Genomic DNA, 25,685 nt, shown 5'->3' on the forward strand with positions numbered 1-25,685 from the left:
GGTGTCAGGTCCTTGTCATCACGTCGAGGCCGAAGGCCGACGCCAGGTTCGCCGGTTGCAGAACGAGCGTCGGGTCGCCGTGCGCGAGCACCGTGCGCATCAGCAGGATCGCCTCGTCCGCCAGCGCCGGCAGCGCGTGCAGGTCATGAGTGGAGACGAGGATGGCCGCACCTGCACCGGCGAGTTCCCGCAGCAACGTGGTGATGGTGGCCTCGGAGCGTTTGTCGACCCCCGCGAACGGTTCGTCCAACAGCAGGATCGTTGCCTCCTGGGCGATTCCCCGGGCCACGAAAGTACGTTTCTTCTGGCCGCCGGACAATTGCCCGATCTGCCGGTCCGCCAAGTCGGTGAGTTCCACGCGTTCGAGGGCGTGGTCGACGGCCGAACGATCAGCCTTCCCGGGCCGCCGGGTCAGGCCCATGCGACCGTAGCGGCCGGTCATCACCACATCTCGCACGGACAGTGGAAAGGCCCAGTCCACCTCCTCGCTCTGCGGAACATAACCCAGGACACCGGTTTTACGCGCGGTGGCCGGGGCCTGGCCGTTGATGCGGACCGTGCCGGTATCGGGTTTGACCGTTCCCATGATCGATTTGAACAGTGTGGATTTGCCGGAGCCGTTCATCCCGACCAGCCCGCACACCCGTCCTGCCTGCAGGGAGAGGGAGACCCGGTCGAGCGCGAGGACGTCACCGTAGTGGACTGTGACGTCCTGCACCTCGACGGCCGGCTGGGGAGTCATGGCCGTTGTCCGTTCAAAGCGGACGTGAGGGTCTCGGCGTCGTGCCGGATCAAATCAAGGTAGGTCGGCACGGGTCCGCCCTGCTCCGACAGCGAATCGACGTAGAGGGTTCCGCCGAAAGCGGCGTCGGTGGCTTCCACCACGCGTTGCATCGGCGCATCCGACACCGTCGACTCACAGAACACCGCGGGTACCCGGTTCTGCTTGACGAACTCGATCGTCGACGCGATCTGCTGGGGGGTGGCCTGTTGTTCGGCATTGACCGGCCAGATGTACTTCTCGGTCAACCCCGCATCGCGCGCAAGATACGAAAACGCTCCTTCGCACGTGACCAGCGCCCGTTCATTCACCGGCAACGCGCTCAACTCGGCGACCAATTCGTCCTGCACCTGCTGCAGTCGGGCCTTGTAGGCATCACCGTTGGTGCGATACTCGCTCGCGTGTTCGGGATCGAGGCCGCTGAACGCGGTGACCATGTTGTCGACGTAGATCTGCACATTCAGGGGTGACATCCACGCGTGCGGATTCGGTTTGCCCGCGTAGGCATCTTCGCCGATGCCGATCGGCTCGACCCCGTCGCTGACGACCACATGCTCGACATCCAGCCCCTCGACGAATTGGGCGAACCAGGCCTCCAGATTCATCCCGTTATCGAGGATCAGGTCGGCCTCGGCCGCCTTCCTGATATCGCCCGGTGTCGGCTCGTAACCGTGAATTTCCGTGCCCGCTTTGGTGAGCGACTCCACCGTCAGGTGCTCCCCCCCGACGTTCTCCGCGATGTCGGCGAGAACAGTGAAGGTGGTCAACACCACCGGTTTGCCGTCGGCGGGCCCGGCCGCACCCTCGGCGCACCCGGACAGCATCAGCGTCGCGGCGAGAGCTGCCAGTATCGCCGCGACCGTGGTTGCCCGTCGCCGCCTGCCCAACCCGAAGTCCGTTGTTTTCACAGTCGAATCATAATGTTCGGCTTTCCGAAACTACAAGTGTGGGTCATCCCGCCGAGGAAGGTGCGCGGTGGAGCGCCGATCGTCACTGCGCCGAGCCGGGACCTTCGCGGTCCCGAGGTGTTGCTCCTGACGTAGCGTGAGGTTTTACGGTGGCCTGCATGACCACGAACGACCCGGAAGCATCAGCTCTCACACAGGAACACATCATTGCGGTGACTCTCGAACTGCCTGGGGTCACGGTGATGACGGCCAGTGAAGAGGGCGGCGCTCCGCGGAGTTCCTGGGGAGACACCTTCTTCTCATACAATCCTGATGGCGACCCGCCGACGGAGCAGCGTTTCCCGTTCGCCACCATCGTGACGAACGACGTCGAGGGGTGGGACACCTCCTCGAACTTGAACCGGCAGGGCGTATTTCGTCTCAATGTCTCGGTCGGCCGGGACCGCTTCCGCGAACTACTCGGCTTCTCACCGGCCGAACATGCGCAGCGCAGCTGCGGCATCTATTACAGCGCACTGGACCGACTGCTCCCCCACCCGAACTACGCAGCCCAATCATGGGTATCGATCCTGAACCCGGCAGTGGCGACGGCGCACTTCGTGCCGGGGTTACTTGCCCTCGCGCACGGCCGAGCGAGGGGGCGACACTTCCGGCGAAGCGCACGATGAACGCCGTCTTCTCGCCGAGTTCGCCCCCGCCGCGCCGCGACGATGCATGATCGCGAGATGGACGGGTACACAGTTGGGCAACTGGCGGCGCTGTCGGGTATTTCCGTCCGTACCCTCCATCATTACGACAGCATCGGCCTGCTGAAGCCGCACGGGCGCAGCGCGGCCAACCACCGCGTGTACTCCCCCGACGACGTTCAGCGTTTGCGGCACATACTCTTCTACCGAGAGCTGGAGTTCGGGCTCGACGAGATCGCCGACATGCTGGCCGAGCCCGACGCCCGCGTCGACGATCACCTCCGCCGACAGCACCGCCTCCTGCGGCAGCGTCAGGCACGCACCGAGGAATTGCTCGACGCCATCGAAAAGGAAATGCGCGCTCGCCACATGGGGGTGGCATTGTCCCCGGAAGAGCAGCTCGCCATCTTCAGCACCGACAGTTTCGGTGACCGACTGCGCGAGGCCGAGCAGCGGTGGGCCGAGTCGAATCAGAACCAGGTACTACCGCGGCGAACCGCCGCCTATACCAAGGACGACTGGGTGGTGATCAAGGCAGACGCCGATGCCAACATCCAGGCATTCGTCGACGCGATAACCGCGGGTGAGCCGGCCACCGGCGCAGTCGCGATGCAGGCCGCCGAAAACCACCGTGCCCACATCGCACGGTGGTTCTTCGACTGCACCCACCGACAGCACCGGGACGTGGCTGCCCTCTACCTCGCCGACCCGGCGGCCGCCGCGCACTGGAACGAGATGGCACCCGGGTTCGCGCACTACGTTCACGACGCGATACTGGCAAACGCCGACCGCGCCGGCTGACGACCTGACGACCACCGGACTTTTCGGTTGGTCACGAACCGTTGACCAGTAGGTCGAGGATCCATACCAACCACGGAATCCCACCTTCGATCGGCAACTCCCACATCGTCGACACCCCCTGCTCGCATCCACTATCCGGACGTCGCCATTGTGCACGACTGCGCGACATCAGCCCGCCGAAGCGCTCACAACCCGACTCGAACCGGCGTGTCGACGCACGCGAGCAGTTCGGCGCTCAGCCGGCGGCAGCCCCGAACCACTGGGGCAACTGACTGAGCAGCTCCTGCGGATCATCGCCTGCCCACGCCACGTGGCCGTCCGGCCGCAGCAGCACGGCAGGCACGTCGAGTTCTTCGCTGACATCGACGACGTGGTCGACCCGGTCGGCCCAGCCGGCCACCGAGAGCCGGCCCGTCTGGTCGAGCAGGAGTCCGCGGCCGCCGTGCATGAGCGCGTAGAGGCGCCCCCGCTTCAGCTGAATGTCCCGCAACCGCCGCCCGAGCAGTGGGTGCGCCTCGCCGAAGTCGTAGCGAACCCCGATCGCGGTGATCTTCTCGGTCAGGTACCGGTTCACGTCATCGATGTCCATCAGTTCCGACAGCAGCCGGCGCACGGCCCGCGGACCAGGCTCAGTGGACATCAGTTCCGACTGCACGCGGGTGTTGTTCAGCACGTCGGCGGCCAGCGGGTGCCGTTCGGTGTGGTAGCTGTCCAGCAGCCCCTGCGGGGCCCAGCCGCCCACCTCGGCGGCCAGTTTCCAACCCAGATTGAACGCGTCCTGGACGCCGAGGTTGAGGCCCTGCCCTCCCAGCGGCGGGTGGACGTGCGCCGCGTCGCCGGCCAGCAGCACCCGGCCGACCCGATAGCGTTCAGCCAGCCGGGTGGCGTCACCGAAGCGGGACAGCCACCGCGGTGAATGCACACCGAAGTCGGTGCCGGCGAACACGCGGAGCTGTTGCTTGAATTCCTCGAGGGTCGGTGGGACCGACCGGTCTTCGGCCACCCCCTCGGCGGGCACGACGACGCGGTACACCCCGTCCCCGGTGGGACCGGCGCCGAAATTCTTGTGGGTCTTGCGAACCTCGGCGACCACGGCGTCCAGTGTCTCCGGCGAAGCGGTCACCTCCATTTCGCCCAGCAGCGACTCGACCCTCGTAGGCTCGCCGGGGAAGCCGACCCCGAGCAGCTTGCGCACCGTGCTGCGGCCGCCGTCGCAGCCGACGAGGTAGCGCGAGCGCAGCTGCGTACCGTCGGCCAGCTCGATGGTCACCCCGTGATTGTCCTGGCTCAGCCCGACCAGTTCGCTGCCGCGGCGGATCGGCGTGCCGAGTGCCGTGGCGTGCTCGGTCAGCAGGCGTTCGGTGACGCGCTGCGGGATGCCCAGGACATACGGATGTGCGGTGTCGAGCCGGTCGGGCTGCGGCTTGGTGATGCCGGCGAAGAAACCGCCGAGCGGATACTGCTTGCCGTGCGCGAGAAACCGTTCCAGCAGACCGCGCTGATCCATCACCTCGATGCTGCGCACGTGCAGGCCGAGCGACCGAACATGCCTGGTCGGCTCCCCCTCCTTCTCCAGCACGAGCGCGTGCACGCCGTGCAGCCGCAACTCGCAGGCCAGCATCAACCCGGTCGGTCCACCCCCGGCAATGATGACGTCGAACATGACACTCCCCCATTTCGCCACAGTGGTTTCGAACCCGGCCGCTCCGCTCGCGCACACGAGAGCGCACCACGCGATTTCCGCAGGTTGCGGCTTCGACCGGAGATTCTCTAGCACTACCCGGGTCTTGCCGCAAGGCCCCCTGTGCGTTATATGTTGGAAGAGGCAAGGAGTGAACTACTCCATGCCGTTCTCATGTGTGCAGCCGGCGAGATCCGACCACCGGAGTACCGGCCGATCGGCAAACGGAATTTCGACATGACCAGGCCCGCAACTGTTCAGAAGATCGACACCCTCGCAGACGTCCGTGCCGGCGACAAGGGCGACATGCTCATCCTCGCCGTGCTGGCCAGGGACCGGGCCGTCGCACCGAACCTCATGGCGATGGTGTTCGAGTTGCCCGGCGTCCTCGGCGGCGGGGTCACGGGCTCACCCGCACTCGACGGACACGGCAAGACGCTGGGCTATCACCTGCTGAGCCTCGAAATCTGACCGGCTACACGGGATTCCGGTCCCGCGACGCCGACAGGACGGCGGCGAGCGCCCGCCGATCGAGTTTGCCGCGCGGTGTGCGCGGCAAACTGTCGACCGCGAGAACCTGAACCGGCATGCTCGGGCTCGGCAACGTGGCGCGCAGATGCCGCCAGATCTCGCTGGAACTAGGCCCGTCGCCGTCGACCACGATCGCAGCGGCTGGTGCCTCGCCCATCCGGCTGTCCGGTACTCCGATGCACGCAGCCTCCGTGATCCCGGGAAGCGCGGTCAACGCCGCCTCGATGGCCGCGGGTTCCACATTGAGTCCCGCCCGGATCACCGTGTCGCTGTCCCGGCCGAACAACTGCAGACTGTTGCCTGCCACGCGGCCGCGGTCCCCCACCGTCATCCACCCGTCGGCGGGGCCGTTCACCACGCCGTCCTCGGTGAGGTAGCCGTCGAACAGCATGTCGCTGCGCACGTGAACGAGGCCCTCGCGAATTTCGGCGTCGACGCCGTCGAACAGCTCGCCTGCCGCATGCTCGTCGGCGGCGCCGAGACCCCGGTCGAAGGATACGAAGCTCAGTTCGGAGGCGCCGTAGAAGTGCACGAGCGACGCGTTGGGCAGCACCTCCTGCAATGCCTGACGCCCGGTGCGCGGCCACCGGGCCGCCGAGGACAGCACCTCCCGGACGCTGCCGACCGGACCGACCCCCGCCCGCACCACATCCCACGCGATGGTGGGTACCGAATACAGATGTGTCGCCGCGTCGCGCAGCGAGTGCGTGACCGGGCGCAGATCCACCGTCGCCCCGCGAGTGAGGCCGTGCAGCGCGCCGTACAGGAAATGGGTGTGGTCGAGAACTCCGGGCACCGCCACACGATCCCCGCGACCGATGTCGAAGGTCGCGTCGGAGCGGTCGAGGGTGGTGGCCCAGGATCGCTGGTTGCGCACGAACAGCTTCGGCTCACCGGTGGTGCCGGACGTGATGCCGACCAGCAGTTCGGTGTCGGGACGCGCCCGATCCGCGGCGCCGTCGGATTCGAGGCTCTCCGCCGTCTCGACGGTCCCGTCGAATCCCAGTCTCCGCAACCTGGCGTGCTGGTGCGACACGGCCACCACGGCACCGGGTTTCGCGAGCTCGAGCACCCGCGTCAGCTGCGCGGGCAGGAGGTGTCGGTGCAGCAGCACGACGCTGACTCCCGCGTGCATCGCCGCCGTCACCGCGACCAGCGACCCCACATCCGACGTCGGCAGCACGGCAACCCGGTTCATGCCGTCGAGCCCGGCGGCGGTGCGCGTGACCCGCGACCAGAACCGGCCGTAGTCGACGGTCTCGCGTGCGGACACGACCGCTGTCGTCTCCGGGTTCTCGGCGGCCCGTCGAGCGACACGCTCGGCGAGCAGTTCAGTCATCGTCGACTCCCCGTGCGACGAGGGCGTCGCCCATCGCATCCGCAGTCCGGAGTGCACGCACCAGAACCGGTGTGGCCAGCGCCGTCATCGACCATTGCAACCCGCGTGCCTTCCGTGCCTGCGCCACGTCCTGCACGATCCCCGTCAGCAGCGGGATACACCGGATCGCCAACGCGAGCAGGAGCCCGATCCGGTCCGGGTCGACCCCGAACCTCCGCAACGGCCCGAGTGCACGCGACACCGTGTCGAGCATGTCGGTGACCCGGGTGGTGAGCGTGACCAACGCGGCGAGCGCCACCGAGATCAGCAGCACCCCGCACACGACGACCGCCCGCGCGGGCGACGTGATCAGCACCTGAAAGATGGCGATGATCCCCAACATCCACACCACCGGACGCAACTGCGCCACGGCGACCCGCCACGGAATGGAGGCGACCGCGAACAGCAAACCCACCACCAGGACGACGACGCCGACCTCGAGCGGGGTGCGCACGAACACGGTGGCCGTGACGATCGACGCGATCAACAGCAGCAGTTTCAGCCCTGCGGGCATCCTGTGCAGGAGTGAGTCGCCCGGGCGGTACAGGCCGATCATTCGACCAACTGCCGGTACGCGGGAACGGCGTCGTCCGGGCTGCCGTCGAACGCCACGAGACCGTCGTCGATGACGATGACCCGTTCGAAACTCTCCAGCAGCGCCAGTTGGTGGGTCACGACGATCACCTGCTGGTCCATCGAATCGAGTGCTTCGGAGACGACGCGCGCGTTCCGCAGATCCAGCAGCGTCGTCGGCTCGTCGGCGATGACCACCTCGGGCCTGCGGATGAGGACGGCGCCGATGGCGAGCAGCTGCTTCTGACCCCCGGACAGCAGGTGCGCGGGGTGGTCGGCGTGCTGGTCGAGCCGGAACCGCACCAGGATCTCCTCGACGCGGCCGGCGATCTCCTGTTTGCTCAGACCGGAGCGGCGCAGCGAGAACGCCAGATCCTCGGACACCGTGGGCATGACGATCTGAGTGTCGGGGTCGGTGAACACGAACCCGACCTTGCGGCGCACCTGCGCGCCCTTTTTGGCGGCGTCGACACCGTCGACCGTGACGGTGCCGGAGGTGGGCTTCAGCAACCCGTTGATCATGCGCGCCAGCGTCGACTTGCCGGAACCGTTGGAACCGATGATGCCGACCCGGCGCTCGGAGAATCGCAGGTCGACGCCGCGTAGCACCGGGCGGTCCCCGAAGGCGTGGGTCACCGAATCGAAGACGATCTCACTCACGACACACGCTCCACGAGCATCGCGATGCCCTGTCCGCCGCCGATGGCGCAGGCCGCGAGCCCGAGCGCGGGTCCGCCCTCGCGCAGCATCTGACTGGCCAAGCGCACCAACAAGATCGCACCCGACGCGCCCCACGGATGTCCCATGGCGATGGCGCCGCCCTGAGGGCAGATCACCGACTCGTCCAGGCCGAGCTCGTCCGACACCGCCAGCACCACCGACGCGAAGGCCTCGGTGATCTCGACGACGCCCAGATCCGCCACGTCGTATCCGGTTCTCTTCAGGAGTTTGCGGATCGCGGGAACCGGTCCGAGTCCGGGCAGCGCCGGGTCCGATCCCGCGACGGCGGATCCGAGGATTCGCAGGGCAGGCAATCCGGCGGCCAGAGACTCGGTCGTCACCGCCAGCACGGCGGCGCCGTCCGAGATGCCGCAGGAGTTTCCCGCCGTGGCCGTCCCGTCGGCACCGAAACTGGGGCGCAGCCGCGCGAGCCTGGCCTCGGTCATGCCTGCGCGAATGCGCTGGTCCCGCACGATGTCACCGATCGGCACGATTTCCGACGAGAAGTCGGCGGCGGCCGCGAGCGTGTGCGACCGCGCCGCGTACGCGTCCTGCCGTTCACGGCTGATGCCGCGAATCCGCGCGAGATCGTCGGCAGCGACGCCCATGTCGGGGTCGGGAAAGCCTTGCGGCGCAAAGGGAGCACGGGTGTAGCGCACCGGATCGGCGCCCGACACCGGCGGCCAGAACCGCCACGGCGCCGTGCTCGCCGATTCGACGCCTCCCGCCAGGACCAGCTCGTCGGCGCCGCTGCGCACACGGAGCGCGGCCTGCATCACCGCGTCGAGGCCGGAACCGCACTGCCGGTCGACGGTGACACCGGGAACTTCCACACCCATCCCCGCCTGCAGCGCCGCGACCCGCGCAGGATCACCGCCCGGCCCGAGGCAGTTGCCGAGGACGACATCGTCGACCTCGGCATCGATGCCCGACTCCCGTAGCGACGTCAGAACCTCGCGCAGCACGGGGGCGGCCAGATCAGTGGTGGTCAGATCGGCGAACCCGTGCCCGGCATTGCCGATCGGCGTCCGACGCGGCGCCACCAGAACAGGGTCAGAGCTCATGCCAGCCAGTCTCTCACTCGACCTCGGGCGACCTTGCCGCTGGCGGTCCGCGGCATCGACTCGATCGGCACCCAACGGCGGGGCAGCGCTTCCTTCGTCAGCGTGCGGCGCGCGCGGGAACGGATCTCCCCGATCTCCGCGGTGCCGTCGAGTTCCACCACGGCGGTGACGGTCTCGCCGAGCACCGAATGCGGCGATCCGACGACGGCGGCCGCGGCGACACCGTCGAGCGTCTCGAGGATGCGCTCGACATCCTCGGCGACCACCGTGGTGCCGCCGACGTTGATCGCGGATTCGCCCCGGCCGCGCACCGTCAGCTCACCGTTGTCGCCGAGTTCGGCCAGGTCACCGACGCCGAACCACTCCGGGAGTCCGATCACGCTATACGGCGACCGGACATACAGCAGACCGTCGCGAATGTCGGCGTCGACGCCGTCCAGCAGCCGGAGCGGTTCAGGCACCCGACGCGCCGCAACAAGGGACAGTTCCGCGGCGCCGTAGTACTCGACGATGTCGATGCCGTCCGCCACCGCGCGGGCGCCGTCGTCCAGGGCGGTGCCGGCGACGATCGCCGTGCGGAGTTTCGGCGCCTTCCGGACCACGTCCCGCAGGACGGCGGGGACGGCGTGCACCACCGTCGCCCGGGACGGGTCGTCGGTGACGCACGCACCTCGCCAGAGTGCGTGCACTGCGCCGAACAGGTGCATCGTGGCGTGCAACGGGCCGGTGATCAGCACATGGTCGGTCGCGTCGATGCCGGTGATCGCGGTGAATGCCGGGAAGCTGTCGACCCAGGATGCCGCGGTGCGCGCGAGCGGACGCGGCCTGCCGGTGGAGCCGGACGTCGCGACCAGCAGAAAAGCGGACGGTGGAATCACCGAGCGGTCCGGACGCGCCGTGGGGTCCTCGACGATGACTGCCGTCCCCTGCCGCACCGCGGCGCACACGCAGATCAGCGCATCCGGGACCGGGAGCGTCGACGCGTCATAGGCAGGCGTACCCGGGCCGTGCTCGAGGATCCATCGGTCGATGGCCCGGTCGAGTTCGGCGTAGGTATAGGTGCGGTCTTCGAAGTCGAGAGCTGGCTGATCGCCGGAGCCGCCGAGCTCGAAACTCACGTACGGATGAGGCCGGGGTACGCGCGATGCACGCTCTTGGCGACCACGGTCGCGACGACGACCTTGAGCAGGTCACCGGGGATGAACGCGAAGTTGGTGGTGATCGCGGCACCAACACCCAGATCGGTGCGGAGCAGGAGTCCGATGGTGCCGAAGACGTAGATGACGACGATCCCACCGAGGGCGTTGACCAGAAGGCCGAGCGCGATCGGATACTTCGGGAGGATCCGGGCGGTGAGCAGGCCGATGACCAGCGTCGCGGGAATCCAGCCGACGAGGTATCCGGCGCTGGGGCCCGCGAGTGCGGTCAGTCCGGTGCGCCCACCGGACAGCAGGGGCAGACCGATCAGGGTCAGTGCGATGAAGACCGCGACGGCGGCTGTGCCCTTGCGCGCGCCGAGCACCGCGCCTGCGAGGATGACACCGAGTGTCTGCAGTGTGATCGGCACTCCGCTGAAGCCGACCGTGATGGCGCCGGGGAGTCCCAGCGCCGCGATCAGCGCGGCGAACACCGCGATCTGCGCCATGTCGCGCGCTGAAATACCGAGCCTCGACACCCGAGCACTCCCGACATCCGTCATGACGACTCCTCCAGCTGAACTTGAACGACGTTCAAGGTAGCAGGTCGACGCGGGCAACGGTGCGGCCGGCTCCCCGACCCGATGCGGCACACGCCCGGCGCATGCGTCGTCCACTGACGGAACCCCTTGACCGGTGACGTCGCCGTCTACGTGTGCCCGCCTTCCCAGAGGACCGTCATCACAGACATGCGGCGCTGCCGCCTACCGCTTGGCGTAATCGGCGACGCCGGTCCAGTCGATGAACACGCAGGGCTCATCGCCGAGAATCCACGCGTCGTGACCTGGCGGGCAGACCATGAGATCACCGGGGCCGAACTCCATGTCCTCGCCGTCGTCCATGACGATCTTCATGCGACCCGAGATGACATAACCCATGTGAGCCGCTTGACAGCTGTCTGTCTTTGCTATCGGTTTGACGTGCTTGGACCACTGCCAGCCGGGCTGGAAGGTGGCCCTACCCACAGCGCCGGAAGGGACGTTGACGAGTTCGAGTTTGCCCTTGTCATCCTCGAAGGGGCGGGTTTCCTCGGGTGAATCGAGACTCTTACGGATGAGACCGGACATCATTGTCCTCCCACGTCGTTGTGGCGGCACCCGCGATGCGGCGGACCTTCGCCCTGGCAAACGCAGGGAACCATAGGTAAAGCGGATTCCTGGCACTTTCAATTCTGAGTGGCGATCCGGGTTCACCGCAATATCGAGCGACCGCATCCGCCCGGATCAGCCCTCTCGCCTACGCCGAGCGGGTGTCAGGGGGTCGACGGTACCGAAGTCTCGGCATCCGGTTCGCTCTCGTCGGTGGGAGTGGGTTCCGGTGTTTCCGGTGCTGCGGTCGGATCGGGTTCGGGCTGTTGCGTGGTCGGATCGGGGGTGACCGGCGGCTCTGGATGCGGCGCCGACTTCGGGCCGAACGATGATTCAGGCGCTGGCGATCTCGACGGTGCCGCCGCCGTGGTGCTGGTCGTGCTGTCGGAGTCAGGGTGGTGGGTATCTGCAGAGGCAGGAAGGGCGGCGGGCACTACCGCGACCGGTGCGCGGACGATGATCGGGACGACCGCCGCGAATGCATCCTCCGGCAGCACGGATTCCTCCACTGCGGCAGGAGGGGTTGGTGCGTCGCGCGTCATGCGCCGGGGCGGCACGTGCGGTCGTGCGCTCTGCTCGACCAACCGTACGCCGAGACCGGGTGCACCACTGGTCGCGGAGGTGATGACCGGATCCGGTTCCGATCCCCGGGTCAACAACGGCATAGCGAGCACGACGGCAGCTGCGACCGAGGCGATCGCTACCCGCCGGGGCCACGGGTTCCGGGGGCTCGTCGCTGCGGGAACATCGTCCATGGACGACGCCGCTGCCAGAGCGGCCGCCCCCCGAGCGGCCATGCTGCCAGGCTCCGGGCAGGAGAGGATCGGCCTACCCAACTGCGAAAGTGACTGCATCACTGTGGAATCGGCGGCTGACTCGCCGGACACGACGATGACGTCGAGGTCGTCGCAGGTCACTTCGGCTATGGATAGACAGTCGGCGACGAGTTCCAGGGTCGGAATGCGGTCATTGGTGACGGGTGATGTCGCGCAACGCTCGTCGAAGCGCAGCGGACGCCCGACGATAGGGTCGGACCTCCACGCCGTGCCGATCGCCACGACGGTGAGGTCCAGGCTGCCGGCGTCGACGTTGCAGACAAGGGCGAGACCGTCACCGAGTGGGCCGCGTTCGAACTCGAGGCACGCAACGGCGGCGACGGGTTCGGCGACCAGTCCCACTCGGCCCAGCCCGGCACGGTCCAACGCTGTTCGAAGCGTGTTCCCGGCGCCTCGGGGGTGCGCCGCCGCGGTGGTGAGCACAATGGGGACGTCCTCCGGCGGATTCGCCTCAGCCACGAGGCAGTAGGCGGCGGCGGCAATCAAATCCTCCCCCGTGTAGCGGTAGCCGTCTCCCGCAACGCGCACCTCACCGGGGCGGTGCGCGAGATCCGCTACCACCCCCTCGCCGCCAGGATCGTCACCCAGTCGCACCGTCGACTGGGTACCGAACGTCAAGGTGGAGCGACGCGACACCGTCGACGTGCCGTCCTCGCTCATGCTCACTGCGATGGCCCGTGCAGTCCCGATGCTCAGTCCGAGGCCTCGTGTCATGGTCCCGCCCATTCAGTCCGCAGGGCGCAGGCGGCCGAAGATACCGTCGTGCTCGTCCTGCGGTCCGGTTTGCCAGAGGTCGCAAGCAGCATCGCTGCGAGGTAACGACTTTGGTGTCCGGAATGCGTCGCCACGTCCGCTGAGCGCGCCGGAGTGCAGGCGGTCGCCGAGGCTGGCGCCGCGCCGGGTGGTGCGGCGCAGGCCGTTTCTGCAGAAGGAGGACGTGGTCATCGAGTGGTGCCTTCCTTCACATGGGACTGAGCAGTAGAAGAACTGAGTGGTAGCTGGGGAATCAGTGCTGGGCATTCCAGAAACCGATCCAGACGGCGCCCCACCAGCAGACCTGCGAAATCGTCGCGGTTGCCGCGCCCCACACGGTCAGCTGCAGAGGTAGGTGCGGGGCGGTGCTGTGCGCAATGCGGCGACTCAGAATCAGCGCCTGCAGGCCGTTGACGGTCAGCACCAACACCAGGACCACTTTTGTCTGGGTGAGCGCAGAGTTCAGGTTCGGTTCGAGGAACGCTCCGCTGCCGATGAGACCGGCGAGACCGACCCAGATCGGCAGGTGCAGTCGTTCCGCGCCCCGGATGGCTTCGGCGAGTGTGGACCGGCCTGAAATCCACACCAGCACCAGATAGTCGGCGATCAGGACCCCGCCGAACCCGAGCACGAGCGATGCGAGGTGCACGAACAACGCCGCAGTGTGCAGGACGGGGTCGACCTCGATATGCGTCGAGACCCACACCGCCGCGGCCACCACCGCCGACGCGACTACCGCGGCTGCGCCCACGATCGCCCACGAATCGTGCAGTACGAGCGGTTTCTCCGGCTCGCCCGGCGGAATCGGCAGCAGGCGCTTGCGTGCGCGCGGGGGCACTCCGTGCATCGGTCCCCACGAGACCGTGTCGGTGCGGAGCCGTCGGGGGGCGATCGGGGTGACCGGTGAGATCACGGTGGGTGACCCGGATTCGTCGGCCGGGTCGGAAGAGGTGGGGTACATCGGGATCCGGTTCTGGTGAGAAGTGACGCAACAACGCCCGCACATCGCTGGGTGCGGTTGTTGGCGCTCGCTGCCCCGGACGCCAATCCGTGATGGGAAGGTCTGTCAGGAGATTCCTGTCAGACCTCGCAAAGCTCGGGCGTTGCAGTGGCAAAGACGATCAGACTGCGGTCGAAAGGGCCCGGTCGCAGGTGTAGTAGCGCCGCCTTCGGAGAAACGGTATTCCGATGTGGCCACGCGACTCCTTCCAACCGGTTCGCAGGTGTAGCTAAGGCTGCCCTTGTTTGTGGGAGGTAAGTAGAAATCTTCGGCTCGCCGAAGTCAATCAGTTGTGGCACCAGTCACACCAGTCATGATGTGCAGTGCGACGTGCCGAATAGCGTCAATCCGTCGGATTCCGACGGCTGTCGGCGTGATGCGCCAGAAGTTTCATCCCACGATCAGCAGCATCCCGACGGCCGCGACCACGAGGACAGAGCCAGTGATGCAGACCGCAAATGCCCGTACCGCGACTCGGTGCCAGTCCCGAACACGGTCGACCGCCTCGATGGTCAGCAGCGGGGGCTTCGAGCGTGAGGTCGCAGCCTCGACCCCGTCCGGCCCGTGCCTGCGTCGAGAGATCGCATCCGCGGTGACCGCGGCAGCAAGAGACACAGCGACCACGAACAGCGTGGCCTCGAGGACCGCAATCACCCAAAACATGTTCATACCGAACTCGACCTTCCTCGTATTCGGGCGCCCGTCACAGTCGGCGATTTCGCAGCCAATCGGTCGGCACACCATTTTTGCGGGTCGTTCCGTTTACGTGAGATATCGCTCGAGCAATGGAGTACCCGTAACCGTCGACGCGGGGCCTGAGGCCGACGGTCGACGACTTTGGGTTGCTTCGATAAATTGGTCAGTTGCCCAAATCCATTCCGCTCTTGCACCCCATTGATTTGGGCGTTTGTTCAGTACGCGGCTATTCCAATCCTCGGGCTACGCGCGCAATGTCTGGTCCACACGAGTTTCGGCGCCCAGGGACTCCAGGGCGCCGAAACGCTCGGGTACGCTCGATGTCCCTGGTCAGCCCACGCCGATGTCGATCCCGAGCGCGATGCTCAGGAACTTGAGGAACGCGTCGATAGCCACACTGAAGTCGATTCCTGCAGAACCCATATCGGGTCACCTCTTTCTGTTGAACTTTTTTTCTGTGGATCCCCAACCTATTGCGCCTATCGCCATCAGCAGTCCCGGACGTTTCACCTTTCGGCGAATACATTCGAAGTAATTTCTTGAACACTCACCCAAATTTACTGGACGTCCGACTAGCTGAGGGTGCGCAATACGCGGTTTCGGAAGACAGTGAATATGTGCTTAATCTCGTGTTTACAGGGAAATTCGAGAATGTCATGGACGCGTGGGAACGTTCCGAGTTGGAAACCTCGGGGTCGTTACTCGCTCGCCCCAGAGTCGGGAATGTGCGAGACGAGGTGGGCACGATGAAGAAGATGGCAGTGCGGACGGCTGTTGCGTCGGCCGTGATCGCGCCGGCGATGGTATTCGGGGCGGATACCGCTACGGCGGTACCGACCCTCGGTGTGGGCGCGGCCGGTGAAGTGACGGTGTCAGTGCCGGCCGGGGAGAGTTGGACCTGTTTCGGGTTCGACTCTGCCTTCAATTTCAAGACCGGTGCGTTCGGGGTGGGAAAAGGGACGCTCAGCGGTTTCGCGAAAGGCAATGCCACCGTGTTCTGCTTCGGTAATGCGGCGCCGTTCTTCTTCACCGGGAGCGTGATGGTCACGTAACCCAGATCGCACTGCACCGCGCGTAGATGGCCGGGGCTTGGTAATCCCGGCCATCATCGAGATGGGTCCGGGCCAGCACCGACGAGGCAGTCTGCTCGATATCTCCCCTTTGCGCGTGCCCCTCGTCGAGGTGTCGTGCCCACGAGGTTCCTCGAGTAGGGTGCAGATACTGGTCATCATCACCCCGCCCAGTTGATGTCACGACGGTGCGAGGTCGCACAGGAGGCCGTCATGATCGAGGTTGAGGACAGCATCGTTATCGCGCGTCCGATCGGCGAAGTGTTCACCTTTGTAGCGGACCAGACCAACGCTCCCCGATGGCAAGAGGGACTGTTGGAGGTCCGCCGAGTTACAGAAGGACCGCCGGGGGTGGATACCAAGCATGTTGTTGTCCGCAAATTCATGGGGCGGAAGCTCGAGCTGACGAACGAGTACGTCCACTATGAACCGAACACGAAGGTCACCTTCACTGGGGCTTCGGGACCGAGTCGTTTCGAGGCGGAGTATCTGGTCGAGGCAACTGCCGAGGGGACCCGATTGACGTGTCACATGCAGATGGAGCAGAAAGGCCTCTTCAAACTCGGTGACCCGCTGGTCGCGGCCAGCCTCCGCCGAGAATTCGCCGCGAACCTCCAGAAGCTCAGGGTCCTTCTCGAAACCACAGCAGATTAGCGCGCGAATGCCCGGACCCGCACGACAGCCGGATAATGCCCGCACCGATCATGCTGGGCACACCCACGAAGATGACCGCGACCCAGAGGAACTGCGACCAGGAGGAGTCGACTGTCATGGCAGGAGTATGCACCCAGGCGACGCCGCTGATGGGGTCGTGGGTCCAGCGACGTAATGAAGCACCGGAAACGGATTCGTTTCCGATTCCGAGTCTCAGCGACCTGGATTCGGTGAACATGCCCGCTATGCGTTTGGCAAAAGCGAATCACTAAGGAAGAGAGGGGCGTACGGCCGGATTGCTCAGCTCGGCTCGTCAGCTGAGCGGTGGTGAACGACGACAGCCGAAAGCGCCCGTGTCCGGCCCGGGTGTCGAGGACATCGACCAAAGGCTGTCGCGGTCGCGCTCAGTTGATCAACGAGCCGACTGAGCCGGTGGATTTACCTGCGGCGGCGTTCCGTAGAACCCGTAAGTGGTCCGGTACGTGGTACCGAGCAGCTTGTTTGATGCGTCGTACACCTTGCAGGATTCTTCCCGGTTGTTCCCGACCTTCTTGGTAGCGTGAACGCCGAGCACCGCCCCACTGGCATATGCCCCGGGATGGGCGACGCATGTTTCCTGGAATGTTGCTGCCTGGGCGGCGGGCGGCGGAAAGACGGCGGCGAGTTGGTCTGCGTCGTACGGGCGGCGTCGGCGATCACGAAGGATTTCCCACAGTTTGTCGACGAAGCGTGATGTCGACATGCCGAAGTGGTGGAATGTCTCGTCGGCGGGGGCTCCACCGTATGGCGCCCAGATTCGGGCGAAGCGGAGGACCTCTTCAACCTCCCAATCGAGCGGTGGTGGTGACGCTGAGCTGATCGGCCATCGACGATGGCGATTGTCGGCCACCGTGTCGTGGGGCTGGTGGGGGGACGGGTGTGGTCGGAGGTGTGGGTTCACTGCTGTTCCTTCCTGGTCCGGTCCCGGGCTGTCCCTGCCCGACACCGTTCATCGGTGGTGTGGTCGCGTCACCGCCCTATCGGTGTGTGCGCAGCCAGACGGCGGTGTCCGGTGGCAGATAGCCGACATCGGTCAGGTCGGCGGAGGCGAGCAGGACGGTGGTGTCCGGATCGATTGCAAGCGGTTGTCGAGACAGGTTCACGACGCACCGAAACGACGGCCCACGGTCGAAGGCGAGGACATCGGTGGGCATCGGTCGCCAGGCGAAGCAGTCGCCGCGTAGGGCGGGCAGGGTGCGTCGGAAGTGAAGTGCGGTGCGGTAGAGGGTGAGCATCGAGTCGGGGTCGTTGGATTCGGCGGCCACGGTCTTCGATTTCCAGATGTCGGGCTGCGGAAGCCACGGTTGGGTCCCACTGTTGCAAAATCCGAAGGGTGGGAGGTCACCGTCCCACGGCAGCGGGACCCGGCATCCGTCGCGGCCGCGGATGGTGTGCCCGGAGCGTTCCCAGGTGGGGTCCTGCAGCAGCTCTTCGGGGAGATCAGCTACTTCCTCGAGGCCGAGTTCTTCGCCCTGGTAGAGGTAGGCGCCGCCGGGCAGGGAGAGCATGAGAAGTGCTGCGGCGCGGGCGCGTCGGGTGCCGAGAACGAGGTCGGAGTCGGTGCCGGCGATCAGGGTCATGGGCAAGGTGCTGGTGTCGGCGCGTCCGAATCGGGTGAGGTGGCGGGTCTCGTCGTGGCTCGACAGCACCCAGGTGGCGGGCGCGCCGACCTCGCGGAGCGCGTTGCGGCTACGGTCGATGGCCTCGCGCAGCGCTGCCGGGTTCCAGCCCGCTCGGGGAAAGTCGAAGTTGAAGGCGGTGTGCAGTTCGTCCGGGCGCACGTAGCGGGCGAGGCGCTCGGGGCTGCGGACGATCGCTTCGGCGACAAACATGCGGTCGGGCCCGTAGGTGTCGGCGATGATGCGGAATTCGCGCAAGATGCTGTGAAGTTCGTCGACGTCCCAGTGTGGGTTGTCGACCCAAGTGCTGGATTCGAATCGGGCTCCGGGCGGGTGGCCCGCGTCCGGGAGTCCGGGGACCTTGGCCATCGCCGATACGGCGTCGATGCGCATGCCGTCGACTCCGCGGTCGAACCAGAACCGCAGGATGTCGGTGAATTCGGAGCGGACCTCAGGGTTGGTCCAGTCGAGGTCGGGTTGTTCGGGTGCGAACAGGTGCAGGTACCACTGGCCAGGTTGTCCGTCGGGTCTGGTGGTGCGGGTCCATGCCGGTCCGCCGAAGGCGCTGATCCAGTCGTTCGGAGGAAGTTCGCCCTCGTTGCCGCGCCCGTCGCGGAAGAAGTACCGGGCGCGCTCTCGGGAATAGGGAGCGGTGTGCAGGGCGTCCTGGAACCAGGGGTGCATGTCGGAAGTGTGGTTGGCGGGAAGGTCGATGATGACGCGGAGTCCGGCGGCGTGGGCGGCGGCTACCAGGGTGTCGGCGTCGTCGAGGGTGCCGAAGAGCGGGTCGATGTCGCGGAAGTCGGCGATGTCGTAGCCGCCGTCCGCCATCGGCGATCGGTACCAGGGGGTGATCCATACGGCGTCGACGCCGAGGTCGACAAGATACGGCAAGCGGTCCTGGAGGCCTTTGATGTCTCCGATCCCGTCTCCGTTGGAGTCGGCGAAGCTGCGCAGGTACACCTGGTAGATGACGGCGTCGTGCCACCACTGACGTGCTGTGGGCATGGTTTCCCCTGAAGGTGTTGGTGGGAGTGGGCGTTCGAAATCCGGAGGTGGTCAGCCCTTCACGGCGCCGGCGATCATCGCCTTGACGAAGTGGCGCTGAAACAGCAGGAACACCACGACAGTTGGCGCCATGATCAGTAGCGATCCAGCGTTGAGGAGGACGACGTCGGTGGAGTATTGGCCGACGAAATTCTGCAGTGCGCCTGCCATGGTGCGTTTGCTGGGGTCGTCGATGAGGACGATGGCCTGGAGGAAGGTGTTCCAGGTCCACAGGAACAGCAGTAGGCACAGTGAGGCCAGCGCCGGGACGGCGAGCGGAATTTGGATGTGCCGGAAGGCCTGCCAGGGGCCCGCCCCGTCGAGGTCTGCGGCCTCGGTGAGCTCTTTCGGCATCGACAGGAAATGGGCACGCATCCAGAAGACGGCGAACGGCATGAACGTGCCGATCAGCACCAGGATGAGTCCGAGTCGGGTATTGAGCAGGTTCATCTCGCGCAGCTGGTAGTAGAGGGGAACGATCGTTGCTTCCTTCGGGAGGGTCAACCCGAGCAGCAGGAGCAGAAAGACGACGGTGCCGCCGGGGATCTTCAGCTGGCCGAGCGCGTAACCGGCCATGGCGGCGAACAGAGCTGCGACCGGGACCACGCCGGCGACGAGGATGATGCTCGAGACCAGAAGGGGGGTCACCTCGGCGACGCGCCAGGCGTCGAGGAAGTTGTGCCATTGCGGGTTCGCCGGCCACGACAGCCCGAGTGGGACGGTGCCCTGGGGCTGCAGTGCCGCCGTCAGCATGCTGAGCAACGGCAGGATCGAGAAGATCATGGTGCCGAACAGCAGGACGAGTCCGGGTATGCGTTCACGAACGGAGGTTTTCATGATCATTTCTCTCTGAAGAATCGCTGGATCGGCAGGATCACCAGCAGAATCAGCCCGGTGAGGACGACGGCGAGTGCACTGGCGAGGCCGACCCGGGATTCGGTGAAACCGAGTTGGTAGACGAGGACACCGGGAACGGTGGTCGCGTAGCCGGGTCCGCCCTGGGTGGACATGAACACGATGTCGAAGCTGGCGAGAGCGGCGATGATGGTGACGGTGACGCAGACGCCGATTTCGGCGCGGAGGGCGGGAACAGTCACGTATCGGAAGGTGCTGAAGAAGCCGGCGCCGTCGATCCGGGCGGCTTCGTAGATCGAGATGTCGATTTTGCCGATGCCCGCCATGAGCAGGATGGTGCAGAAGCCGAGTCCCAGCCAGGTGCCGATGATCCCGACGGCGGGCAGTGCCCAGTCGAAGTCGCCGAGCCAGGAGCGGGTGAGTCCGCCCAGACCGACGGCGGAGAGCAGTTGGTTCACGGTGCCGTTGCTCGAGAACATCCACACCCAGGCAACGGCCGCGGCCGCGCCGGGGATGATCTGCGGCAGGAAAAGCATGGTGCGGGTGAGGGTTCCGAGGCCGTGGATGCGGATTTCCTGGAGCAGAGCGGCGACGAGAAGGCCGCCGATCACCGGGAGGACTGTGAAGAATGCGATGAGGAAGAACGCGTGCCCGATCGAGGACAGGAGTTGCGGGTCGGTGAGTACGCGGCGGTAGTTGCCCAGCCCTACCCAGCTGCCGACAGATATCCCATCCCAGTTGTAGAGGGAGTACCAGATGGTGGTCAGCAGCGGACGGAGCACGAAGACGGTGTACACCGCCGCGGCGGGCAGGACGAACAGCCATCCGGTCAGTGCCCGTTTGGCGTGGGAGCTCCGCCTTGCCCGGGTTGCTGCCCGGTGCGGGAACGCCCTGGCAGGGGCTGCCTGGGGGGTATGTGCTGTGGAGGTCATCTCAGGAGGTCCTGCTCGTAGGCGGATTGGACGGCGGCCATCATCTCGTCGGGCGTGGTTCGTCCGGCGACGAGCATCTGGACCTGCGGTAACCAGGTGCCAGACATGCCGTTGGTGGCGTTCTGGACGAACTGCACCTGCCCGCCGGAGGCGACCAACCTGCTGAAGGCCACCTGGATCTGGGAACCCAGCGAGCCGGGTGCGGTGGCCGGGACCTCGCCGGTGCCGGACGGGGCGAAGCCGGCGTCGACCGCGACCTGCCGGCCGGCGTCGGAGCGCAGGAAGTTCAGGAAGGCCGCTGCGGCATTCTTGTCGTCCGACCCAGCGGGAATCGCGAAGTTCGACACCGGGTCGGACATGGCAAGGACGGGTGCCCCGGCAGGCGCGGGTGGGAGGGTGAAGCCAACGTTCTCGCCCATTTTCGTCTGCAGGGTCGCGGCATCCCAGTTCCCGGAGACGTAGAACAGTGCTTCGCCGGCGGCGAACCGTCCGGCGGCGGTGGTGGCGTCGGTGCCGTTGGTGTCGCTGGGGAAGTAGCCCTTCGCCGCCCAATCGGCCACGACCGCAGCCGCGTCGACCCCGGCGGGGGTGTCGAGGGTGGCGCCGGGAGCGTTGAAGACCCAGTCGTTGATCGTGTCCTGGCCGAGGGCGCTGTTCAACATCATCTGCACCAGGAATGTGACCTGCGCGCTCTTGTTGCCGGCCATCACAGGGATCAGTCCGGCAGTCTTCGCCGACGCCAGAGCCTGCTCGAATTGCTCGACGGTGGTCGGCGGTGAGTTCATTCCGATGCGGGTCGCGAGGTCCTTGTTGTAGTAGAGCCCCGTCAGGGTGAACCCGCTGGCCATCGTGTACTGCGGGCCGGTGCCGCGCACACCGTTCGCACCGACGCGGTACATGGCCATCTGCTCCTCCGGTAGCTCGTTCCAGCCGTAGGCGTCGGCCCACGAATCGAGTTCGGTGAGCTGGTGGTTGGCCACCGCGGCGGGGAGCGCGATGATCCGCGCGATGTCCGGCGGATTCTCCGACGCGAGCACCCGCGGGGCGTTGACGGCCTGAACCTCGTCTGGGTCGTAGCGCGCCGTGATGGTCACGTTCGGATGGCGTGAAGTGAACGCCGCGATCATCGCCTCATCGATCTTTTTCAAGCCTGCCCCGTCGTACAAGGTCAACTCGATCGGGTCGGTGCCGAGATCGATATTCACCGGTATCGGGTCGGTCGGTGCGGTCACGGTGTTGCCGCTGCCCGGCGGCGCGCACGCCACCACAGTCGGCAGCATCGCGGCGCCCGCGAGGGCGGCGAACCTGCGCGCCCACCCGGGCCGGGTCGAGTGGTGTGAGTCCATAACTCCTCCGCATTGAGACGCGCATCACATTTCGGAAGCGCTTCCGCAGCATATGTCGGAAGCGCTTCCGAAATCAAGGTCGTTCGCGCTACCATCAGCCTTGTGTCCGATCGACCTGCACCTTTGAGCCTCAGTGACGTCGCCCGCGAAGCCGGGGTCTCGCTGACCACAGCCTCACGCGCCCTCAACGACTCGTATGGCGTCTCCGCGGCCACGAAGGCGAAAGTTCTCGCCACCGCCCGCCGCCTCGACTACGTCATCTCCCCGGACGCAGTGCGCCTGGCCGGTGGCCCGACCCGGCGGGTGGCGTTGGTCGTTCCCCACATCGAGCGCTGGTTTTTCGGCGAGATGGTCAATGGAATCGAGAGGGTGCTCGCATCAGCAAACTTCGACCTGTTGCTGTACCAGGTCGGCGGCCCCGAGGATCGTCAGGACTTCTTCACCCGGTTGCCCGCTCGGCGGAAGGTCGACGCAGTCGTAGTGGTCGCGTTTCCAGTGGACCAACGCGAACGCGAACGGCTCGCACTGATGGGCGTCGGTATCGTCGCCGCCGGCGGCCAGAACGCCGACTACCCCTACGTCTGCATCGACGACTACCACGCAGGGCGGCTCGCCGTCGACCACCTCCTGGAGTTGGGCCACCGGCGGATCGCCATGATCGCCGCCCACGATCCCGATCAGCCTGGGTGGCCGGCACGGTCCGGTCGATCGGAGGCGTATGTCGACGCACTGACCGCCGCGGGCATCGCTGTGGACCACGCGCTCGTGCGCGACGTCGACTGGGGCGGCATCAACGCCGCAGAGGCGATGGCCGACATCCTCGAGGCCACCCCGGAAGATCCCCCGACCGCCGTGTTCGCGCACAGCGACGAACTCGCCCTCGGAGCGATCCGAACGCTGCGCCGCCGGGGCCTGCGGATTCCCGAGGCCGTCTCCGTGGTCGGAATCGACGACCATCCGCTCGCCGCACTCACCGACCTCACCACCGTGCACCAATCCGTCCGCGAACAGGGCGAGATCGCCGCCCGACTCGTCCTCGACACACTCGCTCCCACCCCAGACGGAGACGCCCCCACCGCCGTCACCGCACCGACCGCACTCGTTGTCCGCGGCAGCACCGGACCCGCACCGGATCACGCTCGGTCACTCGCGGCTTCTTCCGACGACCCACACCCCGAACGTTCCGGTCGCCGCCCCGCGGTTCCCGCGCACCCCAAGGAGACATGATGCGACTCGCCCTTCCCGATCACTGGGTCTGGGACAGTTGGATGACCGACGACGGCACCGATTACCACCTGTTCTTTCTCCGCGCCTCGCGCGCCCTCCAGGACCGCGAACGCCGCCACTACCGCGCGACCATCGGTCACGCGACGTCTCCGGACGGCGAGGCATGGACCCTCACCGCCGACGCGCTGGCGCCCTCCGACGCCCCGGCCTTCGATGACCTTGCCACCTGGACCGGCTCCGTCGTCCGCGGCGCGGACGGGCTCTGGAACATGTTCTACACCGGGGTGAGCCGGGCCGAGAACGGCCTCAAACAACGCATCGGCCGGGCGACCTCCACCGACCTGCTGAGCTGGACCAAGGACCCCGACCTCGTCCTCGAGGCCGACGGCCGTTGGTACGAACTCCTCGGCGACGGCACCTGGCCGGACGAAGCGTGGCGCGATCCGTATGTCTTCGAACACGCCGGTCAGTGGCACATGCTGATCACCGCCCGGGCCTGTGTCGGCGATCCCGAGGGCCGCGCCGTGGTGGGCCACGCGACCAGCGCCGACCTGAGCCACTGGCGCATCGAACCCCCACTCTCGACTCCAGCCGGGTTCGGCGAGATGGAAGTCCTGCAGGCGCATACCGTCAACGCGAAGCCGATCCTGTTGTTTTCCTGCGCACCCAAGAACACCAGCCTTCACGCGGGGCACGATGCGGGGACTTGGATCGCCGAGGGACAGTCGCTGCTCGGACCGTGGACAGTCACCGACGCGACGAATGTCGATACCGCAGACCTGTACGCGGTGCAGATGCGGCGGACACGAAACAGCAACTGGATGACCTGGGGATTCGACAACACCGACGGGCCGCAATTCGGCACCATCACGTCCTCGCGCTACTCGCCGCACACCGACACAGAAAGTCCGACACCAGCGACCTGACACCACCCCTACCCCACGCGCTACAGGCGCACCAACCCACCTCACTCACTCGGATCGTCCGGCACGTTCCTGCCGGTGGAGGGATTCATTACTCATGGCAACAATCACGTATGACCGCGCGACCAGACTCTTCCCTGGGTCCGACGTCCCCGCGGTCGACCAACTCGACCTGCATATCGAGGACGGCGAGTTCCTTGTTCTCGTCGGCCCGTCCGGCTGCGGCAAGTCCACGTCGCTGCGGATGCTCGCCGGCCTCGAGGAAGTCGACGGCGGCCGAATCCTGATCGGCGGCCGCGACGTCACGAATTCCGAACCCAAGGACCGCGACATCGCGATGGTATTCCAGAACTACGCGCTCTACCCGCACATGAGCGTCGCGGAGAACATGGGTTTCGCCCTCAAACTCGCCGGCACAGACAAGTCCGAAATCCGCAGGCGCGTCGGGGAAGCCGCCGACATGCTCGACCTCCGCGACTATCTGGACCGCAAACCCAAGGCGCTGTCGGGAGGACAGCGGCAGCGAGTTGCCATGGGGCGAGCCATCGTTCGCCAGCCACAGGTATTCCTCATGGACGAGCCGCTGTCCAACCTCGACGCCAAGCTGCGCGTACAAACCCGCACCCAGATCGCACAGTTGCAGCGACGTCTCGGCACCACCACCGTCTACGTCACCCACGACCAGGTCGAGGCGATGACAATGGGTGACCGGGTCGCCGTGCTCAAGGGCGGCATCCTGCAGCAGTGCGCGAGCCCCCGCGAGTTGTACCGGCGCCCGGTGAACGTGTTCGTCGCCGGATTTATGGGCTCTCCCTCGATGAACCTGTTCACGCTACCCGTTACCGATGGGGGAATCAGCTTCGGCGATCAGCTTATTCAGGTGCCCAGGAACACGCTGGCGGCCGCAGGCCGCGAGGTGGTCCTCGGGATCCGACCCGAGCACATCGAACTCGCCGACTCCGGGCACGAAATCGAGATCGACGTAGTAGAAGAACTCGGCTCGGAAGCCTTCATCTTCGGGCGCACGCGGGTGGGCCGACGGTACGAATCAATCGTGGCCCGAGTCGACTGGCGCAACCCCCCGGAGAAAGGCCAGGTCGTGCACGCCCGCATCGACGCCTCTCACGCCCACGTCTTCGCCACCACCCCCGACGGTGCACGGCTATCGAAATAGCAGACGCCGCCACTGAGGGCTTCATGCCTTCTCGTCACAACCGTCATCGACTTCGAACGCAGCACGTGGACGGCCAGCATTGGTCTCCCGCACTGACCTTCTCTGAC

At 66.3% G+C, this 25,685-nt stretch carries 27 protein-coding genes; 8 read left to right on the forward strand and 19 right to left on the reverse strand.

What is annotated here, in order from left to right; genetic code table 11:
• Positions 1–4 precede the first annotated feature (4 nt).
• Together CBI38_RS15465 and CBI38_RS15470 are read right to left on the reverse strand one after the other, a co-directional pair.
• Entirely contained in the window at positions 5–742 is a 738-nt protein-coding gene (locus CBI38_RS15465) for a metal ABC transporter ATP-binding protein (RefSeq protein ID WP_109330108.1), read from the reverse strand.
• Positions 739–1,605, reverse strand: a complete 867-nt coding sequence (locus CBI38_RS15470) for a metal ABC transporter substrate-binding protein (protein ID WP_230990238.1) — start codon at positions 1,603–1,605, stop codon at positions 739–741. The genes CBI38_RS15465 and CBI38_RS15470 overlap by 4 nt, the downstream gene beginning before the upstream one ends.
• A 242-nt stretch (positions 1,606–1,847) precedes the next feature.
• Between CBI38_RS15470 and CBI38_RS15475 the strand changes: the two genes are divergently transcribed.
• Both CBI38_RS15475 and CBI38_RS15480 read left to right on the forward strand, forming a co-directional pair.
• Positions 1,848–2,357, forward strand: a complete 510-nt coding sequence (locus CBI38_RS15475; RefSeq protein WP_109330109.1) for a DUF6194 family protein — start codon at positions 1,848–1,850, stop codon at positions 2,355–2,357.
• Positions 2,358–2,414: 57 nt separating this feature from the next.
• On the forward strand, positions 2,415–3,176 hold the full coding sequence (locus CBI38_RS15480; RefSeq protein ID WP_109330110.1) for a MerR family transcriptional regulator: 762 nt from the start codon (positions 2,415–2,417) through the stop codon (positions 3,174–3,176).
• 235 nt (positions 3,177–3,411) lie between these two features.
• Here CBI38_RS15480 and rox read toward each other — a convergent pair whose 3' ends face one another.
• Positions 3,412–4,839, reverse strand: coding sequence for a rifampin monooxygenase (rox, locus tag CBI38_RS15485; RefSeq protein ID WP_109330111.1), 1,428 nt, complete (start codon positions 4,837–4,839; stop codon positions 3,412–3,414).
• Positions 4,840–5,094: 255 nt separating this feature from the next.
• Between rox and CBI38_RS15490 the strand changes: the two genes are divergently transcribed.
• Complete coding sequence (locus tag CBI38_RS15490) at positions 5,095–5,328, forward strand: AtuA-related protein (protein ID WP_109335110.1); 234 nt, start codon at positions 5,095–5,097, stop codon at positions 5,326–5,328.
• A 4-nt stretch (positions 5,329–5,332) separates the two neighbouring features.
• On the opposite strand, the gene CBI38_RS15495 is transcribed toward CBI38_RS15490, so the two are convergent.
• From CBI38_RS15495 to CBI38_RS15545, 11 genes are all read right to left on the reverse strand, one after another.
• Positions 5,333–6,727, reverse strand: a complete 1,395-nt coding sequence (locus CBI38_RS15495; protein ID WP_109330113.1) for an AMP-binding protein — start codon at positions 6,725–6,727, stop codon at positions 5,333–5,335.
• Positions 6,720–7,322, reverse strand: a complete 603-nt coding sequence (locus CBI38_RS15500; protein ID WP_109330114.1) for an energy-coupling factor transporter transmembrane component T family protein — start codon at positions 7,320–7,322, stop codon at positions 6,720–6,722. The genes CBI38_RS15495 and CBI38_RS15500 overlap by 8 nt, the downstream gene beginning before the upstream one ends.
• Entirely contained in the window at positions 7,319–7,999 is a 681-nt protein-coding gene (locus tag CBI38_RS15505; protein ID WP_109330116.1) for an energy-coupling factor ABC transporter ATP-binding protein, read from the reverse strand. The genes CBI38_RS15500 and CBI38_RS15505 overlap by 4 nt, the downstream gene beginning before the upstream one ends.
• Positions 7,996–9,123, reverse strand: coding sequence for a thiolase family protein (locus CBI38_RS15510; RefSeq protein WP_109330118.1), 1,128 nt, complete (start codon positions 9,121–9,123; stop codon positions 7,996–7,998). The genes CBI38_RS15505 and CBI38_RS15510 overlap by 4 nt, the downstream gene beginning before the upstream one ends.
• The gene (locus CBI38_RS15515; protein ID WP_109330120.1) at positions 9,120–10,241 is read right to left on the reverse strand and encodes a class I adenylate-forming enzyme family protein; all 1,122 of its coding nucleotides are present in this window, start codon (positions 10,239–10,241) and stop codon (positions 9,120–9,122) included. Before CBI38_RS15515 ends, CBI38_RS15510 begins: the two co-directional genes overlap by 4 nt.
• Positions 10,238–10,822, reverse strand: a complete 585-nt coding sequence (locus CBI38_RS15520; RefSeq protein ID WP_204164935.1) for a biotin transporter BioY — start codon at positions 10,820–10,822, stop codon at positions 10,238–10,240. The genes CBI38_RS15515 and CBI38_RS15520 overlap by 4 nt, the downstream gene beginning before the upstream one ends.
• 201 nt (positions 10,823–11,023) lie before the next feature.
• A complete protein-coding gene (locus CBI38_RS15525; RefSeq protein ID WP_109335112.1) occupies positions 11,024–11,386 on the reverse strand; it encodes a cupin domain-containing protein in 363 nt (120 codons plus the stop codon).
• A gap of 185 nt (positions 11,387–11,571) precedes the next feature.
• A complete protein-coding gene (locus CBI38_RS15530; RefSeq protein WP_162603239.1) occupies positions 11,572–12,957 on the reverse strand; it encodes an Hsp70 family protein in 1,386 nt (461 codons plus the stop codon).
• Positions 12,958–12,969: 12 nt separating this feature from the next.
• On the reverse strand, positions 12,970–13,188 hold the full coding sequence (locus tag CBI38_RS15535; RefSeq protein WP_109330123.1) for a hypothetical protein: 219 nt from the start codon (positions 13,186–13,188) through the stop codon (positions 12,970–12,972).
• A 61-nt stretch (positions 13,189–13,249) separates the two neighbouring features.
• Positions 13,250–13,957 (reverse strand): hypothetical protein, encoded by a 708-nt coding sequence (locus CBI38_RS15540; protein ID WP_109330125.1) that lies wholly within the window; start codon positions 13,955–13,957, stop codon positions 13,250–13,252.
• 429 nt (positions 13,958–14,386) lie between these two features.
• Positions 14,387–14,665 (reverse strand): hypothetical protein, encoded by a 279-nt coding sequence (locus CBI38_RS15545; RefSeq protein WP_109335113.1) that lies wholly within the window; start codon positions 14,663–14,665, stop codon positions 14,387–14,389.
• A 773-nt stretch (positions 14,666–15,438) separates the two neighbouring features.
• Here CBI38_RS15545 and CBI38_RS15550 point away from each other — a divergent pair.
• Positions 15,439–15,744 (forward strand): hypothetical protein, encoded by a 306-nt coding sequence (locus CBI38_RS15550; RefSeq protein ID WP_109335114.1) that lies wholly within the window; start codon positions 15,439–15,441, stop codon positions 15,742–15,744.
• A gap of 231 nt (positions 15,745–15,975) precedes the next feature.
• Positions 15,976–16,416 (forward strand): SRPBCC family protein, encoded by a 441-nt coding sequence (locus CBI38_RS15555; RefSeq protein ID WP_109330127.1) that lies wholly within the window; start codon positions 15,976–15,978, stop codon positions 16,414–16,416.
• 412 nt (positions 16,417–16,828) lie between these two features.
• On the opposite strand, the gene CBI38_RS38430 is transcribed toward CBI38_RS15555, so the two are convergent.
• The 5 genes from CBI38_RS38430 to CBI38_RS15585 form a co-directional block, all read right to left on the reverse strand.
• Positions 16,829–17,356 carry a hypothetical protein gene (locus tag CBI38_RS38430; RefSeq protein WP_204164936.1) on the reverse strand — a complete coding sequence of 176 codons (528 nt, stop codon included), beginning with the start codon at positions 17,354–17,356 and terminating at the stop codon, positions 16,829–16,831.
• A gap of 76 nt (positions 17,357–17,432) precedes the next feature.
• On the reverse strand, positions 17,433–19,082 hold the full coding sequence (locus tag CBI38_RS15570) for a glycoside hydrolase family 13 protein (protein WP_109330132.1): 1,650 nt from the start codon (positions 19,080–19,082) through the stop codon (positions 17,433–17,435).
• Positions 19,083–19,133: 51 nt separating this feature from the next.
• Entirely contained in the window at positions 19,134–19,958 is an 825-nt protein-coding gene (locus tag CBI38_RS15575) for a carbohydrate ABC transporter permease (RefSeq protein ID WP_109335115.1), read from the reverse strand.
• Between the two features lie 2 nt (positions 19,959–19,960).
• Positions 19,961–20,908 carry a carbohydrate ABC transporter permease gene (locus CBI38_RS15580; RefSeq protein ID WP_109330134.1) on the reverse strand — a complete coding sequence of 316 codons (948 nt, stop codon included), beginning with the start codon at positions 20,906–20,908 and terminating at the stop codon, positions 19,961–19,963.
• Positions 20,905–22,254, reverse strand: coding sequence for an ABC transporter substrate-binding protein (locus tag CBI38_RS15585; protein WP_109330136.1), 1,350 nt, complete (start codon positions 22,252–22,254; stop codon positions 20,905–20,907). Before CBI38_RS15585 ends, CBI38_RS15580 begins: the two co-directional genes overlap by 4 nt.
• Before the next feature lie 123 nt (positions 22,255–22,377).
• Between CBI38_RS15585 and CBI38_RS15590 the strand changes: the two genes are divergently transcribed.
• From CBI38_RS15590 to CBI38_RS15600, 3 genes are all read left to right on the forward strand, one after another.
• Positions 22,378–23,481 carry a LacI family DNA-binding transcriptional regulator gene (locus tag CBI38_RS15590; protein WP_109330138.1) on the forward strand — a complete coding sequence of 368 codons (1,104 nt, stop codon included), beginning with the start codon at positions 22,378–22,380 and terminating at the stop codon, positions 23,479–23,481.
• A complete protein-coding gene (locus CBI38_RS15595; protein WP_230990200.1) occupies positions 23,478–24,407 on the forward strand; it encodes a glycoside hydrolase family 68 protein in 930 nt (309 codons plus the stop codon). Before CBI38_RS15590 ends, CBI38_RS15595 begins: the two co-directional genes overlap by 4 nt.
• Before the next feature lie 94 nt (positions 24,408–24,501).
• Positions 24,502–25,578 (forward strand): ABC transporter ATP-binding protein, encoded by a 1,077-nt coding sequence (locus CBI38_RS15600; protein ID WP_109330142.1) that lies wholly within the window; start codon positions 24,502–24,504, stop codon positions 25,576–25,578.
• The last annotated feature ends 107 nt before the right edge of the window (positions 25,579–25,685 follow it).

The sequence above is a fragment of the Rhodococcus oxybenzonivorans genome, assembly GCF_003130705.1.
GTDB lineage: Bacteria > Actinomycetota > Actinomycetes > Mycobacteriales > Mycobacteriaceae > Rhodococcus_F > Rhodococcus_F oxybenzonivorans.

Coding starts and splice junctions, on each gene's coding strand:
- CBI38_RS15520 (WP_204164935.1), bottom strand. CDS start 10,822: ATGACGGATGTCGGGAGTGCTCGGGTGTCGAGGCTCGGTATTTCAGCG.
- CBI38_RS15490 (WP_109335110.1), top strand. CDS start 5,095: ATGACCAGGCCCGCAACTGTTCAGAAGATCGACACCCTCGCAGACGTC.
- CBI38_RS15530 (WP_162603239.1), bottom strand. CDS start 12,957: ATGACACGAGGCCTCGGACTGAGCATCGGGACTGCACGGGCCATCGCA.
- CBI38_RS15465 (WP_109330108.1), bottom strand. CDS start 742: ATGACTCCCCAGCCGGCCGTCGAGGTGCAGGACGTCACAGTCCACTAC.
- CBI38_RS15470 (WP_230990238.1), bottom strand. CDS start 1,605: ATGCTGTCCGGGTGCGCCGAGGGTGCGGCCGGGCCCGCCGACGGCAAA.
- CBI38_RS15600 (WP_109330142.1), top strand. CDS start 24,502: ATGGCAACAATCACGTATGACCGCGCGACCAGACTCTTCCCTGGGTCC.
- CBI38_RS15510 (WP_109330118.1), bottom strand. CDS start 9,123: ATGAGCTCTGACCCTGTTCTGGTGGCGCCGCGTCGGACGCCGATCGGC.
- CBI38_RS15570 (WP_109330132.1), bottom strand. CDS start 19,082: ATGCCCACAGCACGTCAGTGGTGGCACGACGCCGTCATCTACCAGGTG.
- CBI38_RS15535 (WP_109330123.1), bottom strand. CDS start 13,188: ATGACCACGTCCTCCTTCTGCAGAAACGGCCTGCGCCGCACCACCCGG.
- CBI38_RS15595 (WP_230990200.1), top strand. CDS start 23,478: ATGATGCGACTCGCCCTTCCCGATCACTGGGTCTGGGACAGTTGGATG.
- CBI38_RS15550 (WP_109335114.1), top strand. CDS start 15,439: ATGAAGAAGATGGCAGTGCGGACGGCTGTTGCGTCGGCCGTGATCGCG.
- CBI38_RS15480 (WP_109330110.1), top strand. CDS start 2,415: ATGGACGGGTACACAGTTGGGCAACTGGCGGCGCTGTCGGGTATTTCC.
- CBI38_RS15495 (WP_109330113.1), bottom strand. CDS start 6,727: ATGACTGAACTGCTCGCCGAGCGTGTCGCTCGACGGGCCGCCGAGAAC.
- CBI38_RS15475 (WP_109330109.1), top strand. CDS start 1,848: ATGACCACGAACGACCCGGAAGCATCAGCTCTCACACAGGAACACATC.
- CBI38_RS15575 (WP_109335115.1), bottom strand. CDS start 19,958: ATGAAAACCTCCGTTCGTGAACGCATACCCGGACTCGTCCTGCTGTTC.
- CBI38_RS15540 (WP_109330125.1), bottom strand. CDS start 13,957: ATGTACCCCACCTCTTCCGACCCGGCCGACGAATCCGGGTCACCCACC.
- CBI38_RS15580 (WP_109330134.1), bottom strand. CDS start 20,908: ATGACCTCCACAGCACATACCCCCCAGGCAGCCCCTGCCAGGGCGTTC.
- rox (WP_109330111.1), bottom strand. CDS start 4,839: ATGTTCGACGTCATCATTGCCGGGGGTGGACCGACCGGGTTGATGCTG.
- CBI38_RS15555 (WP_109330127.1), top strand. CDS start 15,976: ATGATCGAGGTTGAGGACAGCATCGTTATCGCGCGTCCGATCGGCGAA.
- CBI38_RS15545 (WP_109335113.1), bottom strand. CDS start 14,665: ATGAACATGTTTTGGGTGATTGCGGTCCTCGAGGCCACGCTGTTCGTG.
- CBI38_RS15525 (WP_109335112.1), bottom strand. CDS start 11,386: ATGTCCGGTCTCATCCGTAAGAGTCTCGATTCACCCGAGGAAACCCGC.
- CBI38_RS15500 (WP_109330114.1), bottom strand. CDS start 7,322: ATGATCGGCCTGTACCGCCCGGGCGACTCACTCCTGCACAGGATGCCC.
- CBI38_RS15585 (WP_109330136.1), bottom strand. CDS start 22,254: ATGGACTCACACCACTCGACCCGGCCCGGGTGGGCGCGCAGGTTCGCC.